General features: G+C 70.9%; 14 protein-coding genes and 1 tRNA gene. 7 read left to right on the top strand and 8 right to left on the bottom strand.

Going from position 1 to position 12,734, the window contains the following annotated elements; all coding sequences use genetic code 11:
• Both VGD93_RS10445 and VGD93_RS10440 read right to left on the bottom strand, forming a co-directional pair.
• Positions 1–739, bottom strand: a 739-nt coding sequence (locus VGD93_RS10445) for a DNA translocase FtsK 4TM domain-containing protein (protein ID WP_395011787.1), incomplete at its 3' end; no start/stop codon positions are given.
• A gap of 163 nt (positions 740–902) precedes the next feature.
• Complete coding sequence (locus tag VGD93_RS10440) at positions 903–2,270, bottom strand: ammonium transporter (protein WP_395011785.1); 1,368 nt, start codon at positions 2,268–2,270, stop codon at positions 903–905.
• Between the two features lie 298 nt (positions 2,271–2,568).
• On the opposite strand from VGD93_RS10440, the gene VGD93_RS10435 reads away from it, so the two are divergent.
• Positions 2,569–3,786, top strand: a complete 1,218-nt coding sequence (locus VGD93_RS10435; protein ID WP_395011783.1) for an FAD-dependent oxidoreductase — start codon at positions 2,569–2,571, stop codon at positions 3,784–3,786.
• Here VGD93_RS10435 and VGD93_RS10430 read toward each other — a convergent pair.
• The 3 genes from VGD93_RS10430 to VGD93_RS10420 are packed head-to-tail and all read right to left on the bottom strand — an operon-like array spanning position 3,783 to position 5,635.
• Complete coding sequence (locus VGD93_RS10430; RefSeq protein WP_395011782.1) at positions 3,783–4,016, bottom strand: Trm112 family protein; 234 nt, start codon at positions 4,014–4,016, stop codon at positions 3,783–3,785. The genes VGD93_RS10435 and VGD93_RS10430 overlap by 4 nt on opposite strands.
• Positions 4,013–4,678 (bottom strand): LON peptidase substrate-binding domain-containing protein, encoded by a 666-nt coding sequence (locus VGD93_RS10425; RefSeq protein WP_395011780.1) that lies wholly within the window; start codon positions 4,676–4,678, stop codon positions 4,013–4,015. Before VGD93_RS10425 ends, VGD93_RS10430 begins: the two co-directional genes overlap by 4 nt.
• 9 nt (positions 4,679–4,687) lie before the next feature.
• On the bottom strand, positions 4,688–5,635 hold the full coding sequence (locus tag VGD93_RS10420) for a tetratricopeptide repeat protein (protein WP_395011779.1): 948 nt from the start codon (positions 5,633–5,635) through the stop codon (positions 4,688–4,690).
• 184 nt (positions 5,636–5,819) lie between these two features.
• Here VGD93_RS10420 and VGD93_RS10415 point away from each other — a divergent pair.
• Positions 5,820–5,894 (top strand) — tRNA-Gly (locus VGD93_RS10415).
• 88 nt (positions 5,895–5,982) lie between these two features.
• Here VGD93_RS10415 and VGD93_RS10410 read toward each other — a convergent pair.
• Both VGD93_RS10410 and pcaQ read right to left on the bottom strand, forming a co-directional pair.
• Positions 5,983–6,444, bottom strand: coding sequence for an Lrp/AsnC ligand binding domain-containing protein (locus VGD93_RS10410; RefSeq protein ID WP_395011778.1), 462 nt, complete (start codon positions 6,442–6,444; stop codon positions 5,983–5,985).
• Positions 6,445–6,599: 155 nt separating this feature from the next.
• On the bottom strand, positions 6,600–7,526 hold the full coding sequence (gene pcaQ / locus VGD93_RS10405) for a pca operon transcription factor PcaQ (RefSeq protein ID WP_395011776.1): 927 nt from the start codon (positions 7,524–7,526) through the stop codon (positions 6,600–6,602).
• Positions 7,527–7,645: 119 nt separating this feature from the next.
• Here pcaQ and pcaD point away from each other — a divergent pair, with 119 nt between their 5' ends.
• Genes pcaD through VGD93_RS10380 form a run of 5 tightly spaced genes read left to right on the top strand, consistent with a single transcriptional unit; the run spans position 7,646 to position 11,212 of the window.
• Positions 7,646–8,440 carry a 3-oxoadipate enol-lactonase gene (gene pcaD, locus VGD93_RS10400; protein ID WP_395011774.1) on the top strand — a complete coding sequence of 265 codons (795 nt, stop codon included), beginning with the start codon at positions 7,646–7,648 and terminating at the stop codon, positions 8,438–8,440.
• Entirely contained in the window at positions 8,433–8,831 is a 399-nt protein-coding gene (gene pcaC, locus VGD93_RS10395) for a 4-carboxymuconolactone decarboxylase (protein WP_395011772.1), read from the top strand. Before pcaD ends, pcaC begins: the two co-directional genes overlap by 8 nt.
• Positions 8,828–9,547 carry a protocatechuate 3,4-dioxygenase subunit beta gene (gene pcaH / locus VGD93_RS10390; RefSeq protein WP_395011770.1) on the top strand — a complete coding sequence of 240 codons (720 nt, stop codon included), beginning with the start codon at positions 8,828–8,830 and terminating at the stop codon, positions 9,545–9,547. Before pcaC ends, pcaH begins: the two co-directional genes overlap by 4 nt.
• Positions 9,547–10,158, top strand: coding sequence for a protocatechuate 3,4-dioxygenase subunit alpha (gene pcaG, locus VGD93_RS10385; protein ID WP_395011769.1), 612 nt, complete (start codon positions 9,547–9,549; stop codon positions 10,156–10,158). Before pcaH ends, pcaG begins: the two co-directional genes overlap by 1 nt.
• Before the next feature lie 7 nt (positions 10,159–10,165).
• On the top strand, positions 10,166–11,212 hold the full coding sequence (locus VGD93_RS10380; protein ID WP_395011767.1) for a 3-carboxy-cis,cis-muconate cycloisomerase: 1,047 nt from the start codon (positions 10,166–10,168) through the stop codon (positions 11,210–11,212).
• A 207-nt stretch (positions 11,213–11,419) separates the two neighbouring features.
• On the opposite strand, the gene VGD93_RS10375 is transcribed toward VGD93_RS10380, so the two are convergent.
• Positions 11,420–12,734, bottom strand: a 1,315-nt coding sequence (locus tag VGD93_RS10375) for an aldehyde dehydrogenase (protein ID WP_395011766.1), incomplete at its 5' end; no start/stop codon positions are given.

Below are 12,734 nucleotides of genomic sequence, written 5' to 3'. Positions count from 1 at the left end.
TGAGACTGAGACGGGCCCGGCGCCAGGCGGTACGGGCGGAAAAGCCCAGATGCACGAGACCCCCGATCAGGACCGTCAGCACCGAATCGCGCTCGGGCTCGATGTCGTCGTCGGCGGTGCTGGGGCGGGCCCCGGCCGGCGCCGGCTTGCCGGCCCGGGCGGGGGCCGAAGCGCCGGAGCGGCCCCGTCCCATGGCCAGCCAGAACAGCGCCGCGGTTGGCGCGGCGAGGATGATGGCGAACAGGATGCCGGTCACCGGCTGCGGGTCCTCGCCGAGCAGCAGCGCGGCGAGGTTGGCGAAGCCGGCGCCGACGAGGCCGCCGAGGCCCGTCGGCAGCGGCCAGCTGGCGGGTGCGGCGACGAAGGCGAGGATGCCGCAGGCAAGCGGGCTGGCCGCCAGCCAGCCGATCAGACGCAGCCCCATCTTCGCCGGCAGGCGCAGGCGCAGCAGGCTCCAGCCCCACAGCGCGGGGGGCACCAGCACGGCGAGGATGCCGAGGCCGAAGACTTGGAAACAGATGTCGGCGATGACGGCGCCGGGATAGCCGAGCCAGTTCTGCACCGGCGCGTCGGTCGCATAGGACAGGCTCGGGTCATCGACCGACCACGAGGCCAGGGAAACCATGGTCACGGCGACGACGCCGAGCACCACCGCACCGATGAGCCGCACCGGGATGCGGATGGCGATGGCGGGGCTCGGGGCGGGGCCGAAATCTTCGAGCAGGGGCTGTGCCGGCATCGTCCAGGACACTCTACACAAACTGGCGGGACAGGCCGGGTCGTGGCACCCGGTCCGTACCCATGCTAGGTCGGCATAGTTAATCCCGTGCTAACCGCAGGGGTGCCGGCAAAGAAACACCGGGAGACGGACCCGCGGCCGAGCGGCGCCGCCGGTCCGCGCCTCAGTTGTAGGCGCGCTCGCCGTGGCTGGACAGGTCGAGCCCGTCGGTTTCGGCCGATTCCGCGACGCGCACGCCGCCGAACACCGCCTTGACGATGAACATGGCGGCGACGGTGACGAGGCCGGACCAGGCGATGACGATGCCGACCCCGGTCAGCTGCTTGAGCAACTGCCCCCACATCTCGTAGCCGGCCAGCGGATAGCCGCCCAGGGCCGGGCTGGCGACGACGGCCGTGCCCAGGGCGCCGACGATGCCGCCGACGCCATGGATGCCGAAGACGTCGAGGCTGTCGTCGTATCTGAGGGCCGGCTTCAGGGTGAACACCGCCCACAGGCAGGCGAGGCCGGCGACGGCGCCCAGCACGATCGCCCCCATGGTGCCGGCAAAGCCGGCGGCCGGAGTGATGGCGACGAGCCCGGCGACCGCGCCGGAGGCGAAGCCGAGCAGGCTGGCGTGGCCGCGGGTCAGCTTCTCGGCGACGCCCCAGGCCAGCGCCGCCGCCGCCGGGGCCGTGACGGTGTTGAGGAAGGCCTGGGCCGTGAGGCCGTTGGCCTCGAGGTTGGAGCCGGCGTTGAAGCCGAACCAGCCTACCCACAGCAGGCAGGCGCCGATGAACACGAGGCTGAGATTGTGCGGGGGGATGGGCTCGCGCAGGAAGCCGGCGCGCGGCCCGAGCAGGATGGCGGCGACGAGCGCGGCGACGCCGGAATTGATGTGCACCACCGTGCCGCCGGCGAAGTCGTAGGCGCCGAGAGTGTAGAGGTAGCCGCTGCCGGCCCACACCATGTGCGCCATCGGCAGGTAGGAGAAGGTGAACCAGATGGCGAGGAACAGCATCACCGCGCCGAACTTCATGCGCTCGGCGATGGCGCCGACGATCAGGGTGGCGGTGATGGCGGCAAAGGTGAGCTGGAAGGTGACGAACACCAGTTCGGGCAGTTCGAACCCGGCCGAGAACGTCGCCGCCCTCGATTCGGCTGTGACCCCGGCAAGGAACAGCTTGGCGGTGTCGCCGATGACTGCCGACAGGCCGCCTTCGCCGGCGCCGAAGGCCAGTGAATAGCCGTAGGCCACCCACAGCAGGGCGATCATGGCGAAGCCGGCGAAGACCTGGCTGAGGACGGACAGGATGTTCTTGGCCCGCACCAGGCCGCCATAGAACAGGGCGAGGCCGGGGATGGTCATGAGGACGACGAGCAGGGTGGAGACGAGCATCCAGGCGACGTCGCCCTTGTCGATCACCGGCGCGACGGCCGCCGCCGCCCCGGCGCCGGCGGCCTCCTGGGCGAGCGCCGGAAGCCCGACGGCAAAGGCGGCCAGTGCCGCCCCCCCGAGGATCGCCGAGGTCTTGAAACCAGTCATGGTCAAATCTCCAAAAATGCCGGCATCAGGGCGCGGCGGCGCCTCCGTGCGAGGGTGCGACGCTTTGCCGGTCATCGCAAATCAAGCGCCGTGCCAACTCCCCCCTGACCTGCCAATGCCATGAATCCGCTGCATGATCCGATCCGGCGCGGTCGCAGGCGGCGCTGCCTGCAGGCGGAGAGTCCCTGTGCATTGCCCAAGACGCGGGCAGTGCTGCAGCAATTGCCGCCGGAATGGGCAGGCGACCCGACCCCTTGCGGTGCGGACGCGGGGGGGCGACAAGGGGCGAACCAGGAGGCAGGCCATGCGCAAGGACAGCTATGACGTGGTGATCGTCGGGGGAGGCCCGGTGGGGCTCACCCTGGCCCTGGCGCTGGTCCGTTCCGTCGCCGGCATCCGGGTGGCGCTGCTCGACCGGCGCGCCTTCGCCGTGCCGCACGACCAGCGCGCCTCCGCCATCGCCGCCGGGGCGCGGCGGGCGTTCGAGGCGCTCGGCCTGTGGCCGGCGCTGGCGCCGCATGCCACCCCGATCCTCAGGATGAAGATCACCGATTCGGGCCGGGGCGATATCTCGCGCCCGCTGTTCCTGCGCTTCGAGGGCGAGGTGGCGCCGGGCGAGCCGTTCGCCCACATGCTGCCCAACACCGCGACGATCGAGGCGCTGCTCGGGGCGCTCGCGGACAAGGTCGACTTCGTCGCGCCGGTCGAAATCACCGGCACCGCCGTGACGGCGGGCGGGGCGCAGGTCACGCTCAAGGACGGCAGGGTGCTTACCGCCCCGCTGGTGGTCGCCGCCGACGGCGGCAATTCGGCGCTGCGCGCCATGGCGGGGATCACGACCGTGGGCCACGACTACCGTCAGTCCGGCATCGTCACCACCATCGGGCACGAGCTCGAGCACGAGGGCACCGCCTACGAGCATTTCCGGCCGGCCGGGCCCTTCGCCAGCCTGCCGCTCGCGGGGCGACGCTCGTCGCTGGTGTGGACGGAGACGCCCGAGGCGGCGGCACGCTACCGGCAGCTGCCGCTCGACGACGTGGCCAAGGAGATCGAGGCGGTGATGGGCTCGAGCCTCGGAAGCGTGCGCGTCGAAGAGCCGCTGCAGGTCTTCCCCCTGCGGCTGCAGCTGGCGCGCTCCTTCATCGCGCCGCGCCTGGCGCTGGTCGGCGACGCCGCCCATGTCGTGCATCCGATCGCCGGGCAGGGGCTCAATCTCGGCCTCAAGGACGTCGCGGCCCTGGCCGAGGTCGTGATCGACGCCATGCGGCTGGGTCTCGACCACGGCGCCACCGACAGCCTCGAGCGCTACCAGCGCTGGCGGCGGTTCGACACGGCGCGCATGGGCCTGCTCACCGACACGCTGAACCGCCTGTTCTCGAACGACGTGGCCCCGGTGCGGGCGCTCAGGGATTTCGGCCTGGGCGTGGTCGACCGGCTGCCGCTGCTCAAGGATGCCATGATCGCGCGCGCCGCGGGGACCGGGAATGGCGGTCCGCGGCTGCTGAAAGGCCATCCGATCTAGTCGGGGTCGTGCAGGTCGGGCAAGGTGCGGCCCAGCTCGTCGGGGTCGATCTGGCGCGCCTCGTCGAGGCTCAGCAGCGGCACCCCCAGGCGAATGGGAAAGGCGAGGTGAGCGGCCAGCGAGATCAGCTCGGTGCCGTCGGCCGACAGCGTCAGCCGCGTCTTGGTGAGCGGGCAGACGAGGACCTCGAGGGTCCGGCGATCGACCTGCTGCGGTGCGGCGCCGGTCAATTGAGCGGCGCCGGTCCGCCGCCGGCGCGGGCCATCTCGTATTCGGCCATGGCGATCAATGCCTCGGCGCGGTCCTCGAGCGAGGCCGCCTCCAGCAGCAGCTGCTTCTCCTTGGCGCCGTACGGAGAGACCATGCAGCAGAAATTGACGAGGTCGGCGGTGCCGGTGCGCTCGATCTCCGCCCAGTTGAGCTCGAAACTGCCGAACTCGGCGTAGTCGCGCATCATCTTGAGGAAGCGCGGGCGGTCGACCGCCTCCTGGCCGTATTCCCGCTCGAAGTCGGAGGCAAAGGCCGTCGCCGAAATCGCGCCCTGCCGGAACGGCGTCGACACCTCCAGTTCCGCCGTCAGCTCGAAGCGGCAGACGCCCTCGAGAATGATGAAGTAGCGGCCCTCGCCATTGTCCTCGAAATGGTTGAGGCGGCCGACGCAGCCGATCTTGTGCAGCGGCGGGCGGCCGGGAGGGCTCTCCTCGCTGGCATCGACGGGCTGGATCAGCCCGATCAGCCGGTCGCCACGCAGGGCGTGGTCGACCAGCTCGATGTAGCGCGGCTCGAAGACGTTGAGCGGGCGCTGGGCGAACGGCAGCAGCAGGGCGCCGGTCAGCGGAAACACCGGCACCGAACCGGGCAGATCAGCGGGGCTGGCCGGCCGCTTCAGCATGCCTATCGCCTACGAGAACAGCAGCGACGACAGCAGCCGCCGGCCCTTGATGGTCGCCGGCTCCTTGGCGCCCCAGGCGTCGAAGAACTCCAGCAGCTTCTTGCGGGCGGCATCGTCGTTCCAGCCGCGGTCGCGGCGCATGAGCCCGATCAGCACCTCGGCCGCCTCGACCCGCTTGCCCTCGGCATTGAGGACCACGGCAAGGTCGTAGCGGGCCTGCAGGTCGTCGGGATCGCCCTCGATCCGGGCATGAAGTTCGCCGGCCTGGGACAGCCCCGCCGCCTCGCTGTGCAGCTTGAGCGCCGCCGCGACCGCGCCGTAGTCGTCGCCCTTGCGCTCGGCTTCCGGCACGAGATCAAGCGCCTGTTGCGCCGCGTCCGTCTGGCCGGTCTTGAGGTAGGTTCGCGCCAGGCCGACCAGGGCGCCGCCGTGGTCGGGCTGATGCTGCAGCACGGCCTCGTAGATCTGCGCGGCGCGGCCGAAATCGCCCGCCGCGAACGCCTCGGCGGCAGCGTCGAGGGCCTCCTTGATCTGCGCCTCGAGCGAGCCGGCCGGCGGCGCTCCCGCCGGGGCGCTGGCGATCACCTTGTCGGCAAAGCGGCGCACCTCGCTTTCCGGCAGCGCGCCCATGAAGCCGTCCACCGGGCGGCCCCCGGCAAAGGCGAACACCGACGGGATCGACTGGATGCCGAGCTGGCCGGCAACGCCGGGGTTCTCGTCGATATTGATCTTGACCAGCCGGATCTGGCCGGCCTTCTCGTTGACCACCTTCTCGAGGCTGGGCGTCAGCTGCCGGCACGGGCCGCACCAGGGGGCCCAGAAATCCACCAGCACCGGTGCCTCCAGCGAAGCGTCGATGACGTCGGCCTTGAAGGTGCGGTCGGTGGAGTCCTTGATCAGGGGGGCTGCGCCGGCGGCTGCGGCCGGAGTTGCATTGGTGGCGCCGTTGAGGTTCATGTGCTTGGGGTTCCCGCCGTTCGGCTAGAGGCTCGTGCTGTCAGTAGTGTGGCCCTGCGGGCCCAAAAACAAGCCCCGGGGATGCGGCGCTGCCGCGGCCCGAGTTTTGGGTTGCAAAGCTGCGTTCGATTCGGCATATAGGCGCGCGGCGACGCGGTGCCAAGTCATCGCTGGCCGTTGGGGCGCGGGTGTAGCTCAGGGGTAGAGCATAACCTTGCCAAGGTTAGGGTCGTGGGTTCGAATCCCATCGCCCGCTCCAATCTTCTCCAATCTGTCCTGCTCACCAGACCGTACGGCCCGGGCCGGGCACGTACCGCTCTGCCGGCCCTGTTCCCGCCGGATGCGGCTCACAGCGGCAGCGGACCGTCGTTCTTGACCTCCTCCATCACCGCATAGGTGCGCGTCTCGCGGATGCCCGGGAAGGTGAGCAGCACCTCGCCGAGGAACCGCCGGTAGGTGGTCATGTCGGCGAGACGGGTCTTCAGCAGATAGTCGAAGCCCCCTGCGACCATATGGCATTCGAGCACTTGCGGGGAGTTCCGTGCCGCCTCGGCAAACTTGGCGAAGACGTCGGGCGTGGTCTTGTCGAGCAGCACCTCGACGAAGACCAGCAGGCCGAAGCCCAGCTTGTGCGGATCGAGCCGCGCGCCGAAACCGGTGATGTAGCCGTGCTTCTGCAGGCGCCGGAAGCGATCGCTCATCGAGGTGGGCGCGAGCCCGACGCGGTGCGCCAATTCGGCGTTGGTCATGCGCCCGTCGATTTGCAGCTCGGCGAGGATGCGCCGGTCGATCGCGTCAAGTTCCGTCATGCGTCCGGCCTTCGTGTCGTTGCCGGCCGCAATGTACGGCGGTGACCGGCCCAGGCGCAAGCCGCGGCACTATAACCGCGCCGTTCTATGCGAGGCCAGGGATTTCATTAGGCCCGCGGCCGCGGCTCTGCCAGATTGCGCAGGCAAACAGCGGCTCAACGGAATTGCGTGGCGATGTCGCGGACGCATTGCAGGAAGATTTCGGCGGGCACAGAGAGCGCCGTGTCGGTGCGGGTGGTGATTCCCACCGGGCCGAGCGTCTCGGCGGTATCGACCGGCAGGGCGGCGAGCTCGCCGGCGGCGATGTCGGCGGCCACGACCCCCTCGGAAATGACCCAGACGGCATCGCACAGCCGGGTGAAGGCGCGCCCGAAGGCGTTGGATACCGTCTCCACCTCGTCGCGCAGTTGCGTGACGCCGTGGGCCAGCATCAGCCGGTCGACCAGCGGCCGGATCACCGAGCCGGGCGGCGGCATCAGCATCCGGTACCCCTCGATCATGGCGAGGTCGAACGGCTCGTGGCGCAGCAGCGGGTGGCCGGCCCGCACCACCAGCAGCACCCGCTCGGAATAGAGATGCTCGAACGAGAAGCCCGTCATCGCTCCCGGTTCGGCCATGCGGCCGATGACGATGTCGGCGTCGCCCAGCCGCAGCAGGCCGAGCAGATAGTCGTTGGGACCCGAGACGATGCGCGTGCGGGCGCTCAGCCCCTGGGCCGCGAAACGTTCGACCGCCTGCGGCAGCACGCGCGCGGAGACGCTGGGCAGCGCCCCGACCTTGACGACGACGGCGTCGCTCTGCGCGCGGGCAATGGAATCAACGCCCTGGCGCAGGGCGGTGACGCTGGCGGCGGCGTAGCGCTGGAAGACCTCGCCGAAGGGCGACAGCACGAGGTTGCGGCGGCTGCGGTCGAACAGCGCGACGCCGAGCACCGCCTCGAGTTCCTGGATGGTCTTGCTCACCGCCGGCTGGCTGATGGCGAGGGCGTCCGCCGCCTTGACCACGCTTTCGAGCCGCGCCACCTCGAGGAAGCAGGCGATGTGGCGGAGCTTGATGCGGGGGTCGAGCGCACGGCGCGCCATGGTCACCATTCTGGCTGCTGGCTGAACAACTTATGAACGGGCTATAACGACAACATGTCCGCCAAAGCTTATATAAGTTTGGAGTTATCTGTCGAGAGCGCCGGACGGCGGGGGCGGCGATGAGCTTCCTGCACAGCAACGACGTCACTCTCTATTACCGCGAGGCCGGGCGCGGCAATGCGCCGCCCGTGGTGCTGGCCAATTCGCTCGGCACCGACTGCCGCATCTGGGACGCCGTCATCGCGCCGCTCGCCGAGCGCTACCGCATCATCTCCTACGACAAGCGCGGGCACGGGCTGTCGGATGCGCCGGCCGCCCCCTACACCATGGCCGAGCACGTGGCGGACCTCGCGGGGCTGGCGGACGGGCTCGGGCTCGACCGCTTCGCGCTCGCCGGGGTGTCGGTGGGCGGCATGATCGCCCAGGGCCTCGCCGCGGCCAGTCCGGAGCGGCTCGCGGCCCTGGTGCTGTGCGATACCGCCGCCCGCATCGGCCCGGCGCAGATCTGGGACGCCCGCATCGCCGCCATCGCCGCCGGCGGCATCGCCTCGATCAGCGGCGCCATCCTGGAGCGGTGGTTCTCCCGGGCGTTCCGGGAGGGGCGGCCGATCGAGCTCGCCGGCTGGCGCAACCTGCTCGAGCGCACGCCGGTCGAGGGCTATGTCGGCACCTGCGCGGCGCTGCGCGACGCCGACCTGCGGGACGGCACCGGCCGGATCGCGCTGCGGACGCTGGTGGTCGTGGGCGAAGAGGACGGCTCGACGCCGCCGGCCGTGGTCGGGGCCCTGGCCGCGGCCCTGCCCAATGCCCGCTTCGAGACCATCGCCGGGGCGGGGCACCTGCCCATGATCGAGCAGCCGGAACGGCTGGCGGCGCTGATGCAGGGCTATTTCACGGAGATGGGCTATGTCTGAGCAGGACAGCAGGTTCCAGGCCGGCATGGCCACGCGCCGGGCGGTCCTCGGCGAGAGCTATGTCGAGGGCGCCGAGCGCGGCAAGACCAAGTTCACCGAGGATTTCCAGCGCTTCATCACCGAAACCGCCTGGGGCGCGGTGTGGTCGCGGCCCGGGCTCACCCGGCGGGAGCGCTCGCTGATCACCATCGCGCTGCTCGCCGCCGGCGGGCACGACGAGGAGGTGGCCATGCACGTGCGCGCCACCGCCAATACCGGCGCCACGGCGCAGGACATCAAGGAAGTGCTGCTGCATGTGGCGCTCTATGCCGGCATTCCGGCGGCCAACAAGGCCTACAAGACGGCCAATGAAGAGCTGGCCAAGCTCGACACCGATGGAGGGATCGCATGAGCGGCTTTATCGCGCGCGACCGGCTCTGGCACCCGCCGGCGCTGACGCCGAACTACAAGAGCTCGTTGCTCCGCTCGCCCCGGCATGCGCTGCTGTCGCTCGACAGCACCCCTTCGGAGCTGACCGGCCCGCGCTTCGGGCACTCGCTGCTGGGGCCGCTCGACAACGACCTGATCCACAACTACAGTCAGGACGGCGGCGAGGCCATCGGCCCCCGCATCATCGTCTATGGCCAGGTGCTCGAGGAAACCGGCCGGCCGGTGCCCAATGCGCTGCTGGAGTTCTGGCAGGCCAATGCCGGCGGCCGCTACCGCCACAGGCGCGAGGGCTACCAGGCGGCGCTCGATCCCAATTTCGGCGGCTGCGGGCGCACGCTCACCGATGAGGGCGGCAACTACTATTTCCGCACCGTCAAGCCCGGGCCCTATCCCTGGCCCAACGGCGTCAACGACTGGCGGCCGGCCCATATCCACTTTTCCATCTTCGGGCACGCCTTCGCGCAGCGGCTGATCACGCAGATGTATTTCGAGGGCGACCCGATGATCGCGCAGTGCCCGATCGTGGGCGGCATCACCGACAAGGCGGCGGTGGACCAGCTCACCGCCAAGCTCGACCGGCTCAACACCGTGCCGATGGATGCGCTGGCCTATCGCTGGGACATCGTCCTGCGCGGCCCGCGCCAGACCTTCTTCGAGAACAAGCGGGAGGGCAACTGATGCCGAACCACGTGCTACCGCTCAAGGAGCGTGCCTCGCAGACGGCCGGGCCCTACGTGCATATCGGGTTGACGCCGAACTGGCTCGGCATCAGGGGCGTCTATCCCGAAGACCTCGGCGCGACCATGCTGACCCCCGACACGCCGGGCGAGCGCATCGTCATCTCCGGCCGCGTCTTCGACGGCGCCGGCGCGCCGGTCTTCGATGCCGTCGTCGAGGCCTGGCAGGCCGATGCCAACGGCGCCTTCGCCCCCGATCCGGCCCCGGTCGGTGCCCCCGGCCCGGACTTTCTCGGCTTCGGCCGCTGCGCCTGCGACGACAAGGGCGGGTTCCGCTTCGAAACCGTCAAGCCCGGACGCGTGCCGGCGCCGGACGGGGGGGCGCAGGCGCCGCACGTGACGCTGTGGATCGTCGCGCGGGGCATCAATATCGGCCTGCATACGCGGCTCTATTTCGAGGACGAGGCCGACGCCAATGCCGAGGATCCGGTGTTGCGGCGCGTCCCCGAATTCCGGCGCAAGACGCTGGTGGCGAAGGCCGCCGGACCCGGCCACTACGTGCTCGACATCCGCCTGCAGGGCGAGGACGAAACCGTGTTCTTCGACATCTGAGGGAGCCGTGAGCGCACCGAGACGACCGCTGCTGGCCGCCCTTGCCGGGGACGAGGAGGTCGAGGCCCTGTTCGCCGACGCCGCCGAACTCGCCGCCATCCTCGCCTTCGAGGCGGGGCTTGCGGGGGCGCAAGCCGATGCCGGGCTGATCCCGGAGGCGGCGGCGGAGGCGATCGCCGCCGCCTGCCGCAGCTTCAGCCCCGACCCTGAAGACCTCGCGCGGGGCATGGCCGCCGACGGCGTCGTCGTGCCGGCGCTGGTGCGCCAGTTGCGCGCCGCAGTCGGGGCGCCGCATGACGCGGCCGTGCATCTGGGAGCGACCAGCCAGGACGCCGTCGATACCGCGCTGGTGCTGCGCCTCGCCGGGTTGATCGGGCTGCTCGAGGCGCGGCTCGCCGGGCTGGAGCGCGGCTTCGACGCCCTCGCCGAGCGTGCCGGCGGCACCCGGCTGATGGGCCACACGCGCATGCAGGCGGCGCTGCCGGTGACGCTCGCGGACAAACTCGCCGGCTGGCGCGAGCCGCTCGGCCGGCACCGCCAGGCCCTCTCCCTCATGCGCCGCGAAGTGCTCGTCGTCCAGCTCGGCGGCCCGGTCGGCGACCGGCAGAGCTTTGCCGGCAAGGGCGACGAGGTGGCGCGGCGGCTGGCCGAACGGCTCGATCTCGGGCTCGCGTCGCCCTGGCACAACCAGCGCGACCCGCTGGTCGCGTTCGGCGCCGTGCTGGCGCTGATCGCCGGCAGCCTGGGCAAGTTCGGGGCGGATATCGCGCTCATGGCCCAGAGCGAAGTCGGCGAGGTGACGCTGGCGGGCGGCGGCGGCTCCTCGTCCATGCCGCACAAGTCCAACCCCGTCGCCGCCGAGGTGCTGGTGGCGCTGGCCCGCCACGCCGCCGGGCTTTCCGGCACGCTCAACCAGGCGCTGGTGCACGAGAACGAGCGTTCCGGCGCCGCCTGGACGCTGGAATGGCTGGCCCTGCCGCCATTGTGCATCACCGCCGGCGCCAGCACGCGGCTGGCGGCGCAACTGCTCGAGCAGGTTCGGTTCGGGGGTTAGCAACCTTCGCCTGGGGCCGCCATTCACGCCCCACCCGCGGAGCGTCATCCTCGGGGGCGCGCAGCGCCGCCCGAGGACCCAGGCTGAATTGCGGGCCGGGAAGGGTTGCGCCACTGCCGGCGTGCGAAGTCTGGGCCCTCGGAACACGTCCGAGGGTGACGGCTCCGTGGATGGGGGGTGGGGTAAGCCCCCACCCGCTCGCTGCCGTCAGATCGGGTAGTGGATTTCGCCGTCCTGGATGGTGATCCACCTCAGTTCGGTGAATTCGGCGATGCCGGCCTTGCCGCCGAAGCGGCCGTAGCCCGAGGCCTTCACGCCGCCGAACGGCATCTGCGCCTCGTCGTGCACGGTGGGGCCGTTGACGTGGCAGATGCCGCTCTCGATGCGGCCGGCGACGTCCAGCGCCCGCCCCACGTCGCCGCCGAACACCGCGGCCGCCAGCCCGTATTCGGTGTCGTTGGCGACGCGCACCGCTTCGTCGACGCTGCCGACGCGGACGATCGCGGCCACCGGCCCGAAGCTCTCCTCGCGGTAGATGCGCATGCCGGGAGTAACGCGGTCGAGCAGGGTCGCGTCCATCATCGTGCCGCGCACGCCGCCGCCCGCGGCCAGCACTGCGCCCTTCTGCACGGCATCGCGCACCAGGGCCTCGATGCGCTGGGCCGCGGTGGGATCGACGACGGAGCCGAGCGGCGTCTTGCCCTCGCGTGGGTCGCCGGCCTTGAGCGTCGTCGTCTTGGCCGCCAGCTTCTCGACGAAGGCGTCGGCGATCGTGTCGTCGACGATGATGCGCTCGGTCGACATGCAGATCTGGCCCTGGTGCATATAGGCCCCGAAGGCGGCGGCGGCGACGGCCGCCTCGATGTCGGCGTCGTCGAGCACGACCAGCGGCGCCTTGCCGCCCAGTTCCAGCAGTGCCGGTTTCAGGTAGCGCCCGCAGGTCTCGGCGATGATGCGGCCGACGCGGGTCGAGCCGGTGAAGTTGACGCGACGCACCGCCGGATGGGCGATCAGCGCCTCGACCAGTTCCGGGGCGTCGTCGGGGGCGTTGGAGATGGCATTGAGCACGCCGGCGGGCAGGCCGGCATCGCGCAGCGCCTCGACGATCAGCCGGTGCGTGCGCGGGCAGATCTCGGAGGTCTTGAACACCACGGTGTTGCCGCAGGCCAGCGGGGTGGCGAGCGAGCGCACGCCGAGGATGACCGGCGCGTTCCACGGCGCGATGGCGAGCACCACGCCCGCCGGCTGGCGCACCGCCATGGCCAGCGAGCCGGGGCGGTTGGAGGGGATCACCTCGCCGGTGACCTGGGTGGTGAGTGCGGCCGCCTCGCGCAGCATGTCGGCGGCGAGCCCGACATTGAAATGCGCCCAGCCGGCCGTGGCGCCGGTCTCAGCGCCCATGGCGGCGATGAAATCGTCGATCCTGGCGGCCAGCCGGTCGGCGGCGGCCAGCAGGATGCGGCGGCGCTCGCCCGGGCCGGTCCGGGACCAGGCCGGAAAGGCGGCGGCGGCCGCGTCGGCG

It is taken from the genome of Devosia sp. (assembly GCF_036406155.1).
Taxonomy (GTDB): Bacteria; Pseudomonadota; Alphaproteobacteria; order Rhizobiales; family Devosiaceae; genus Devosia_A.
Note: the sequence above shows the minus strand (reverse complement) of the source record. Positions and strands in the feature narration are given on the sequence as shown.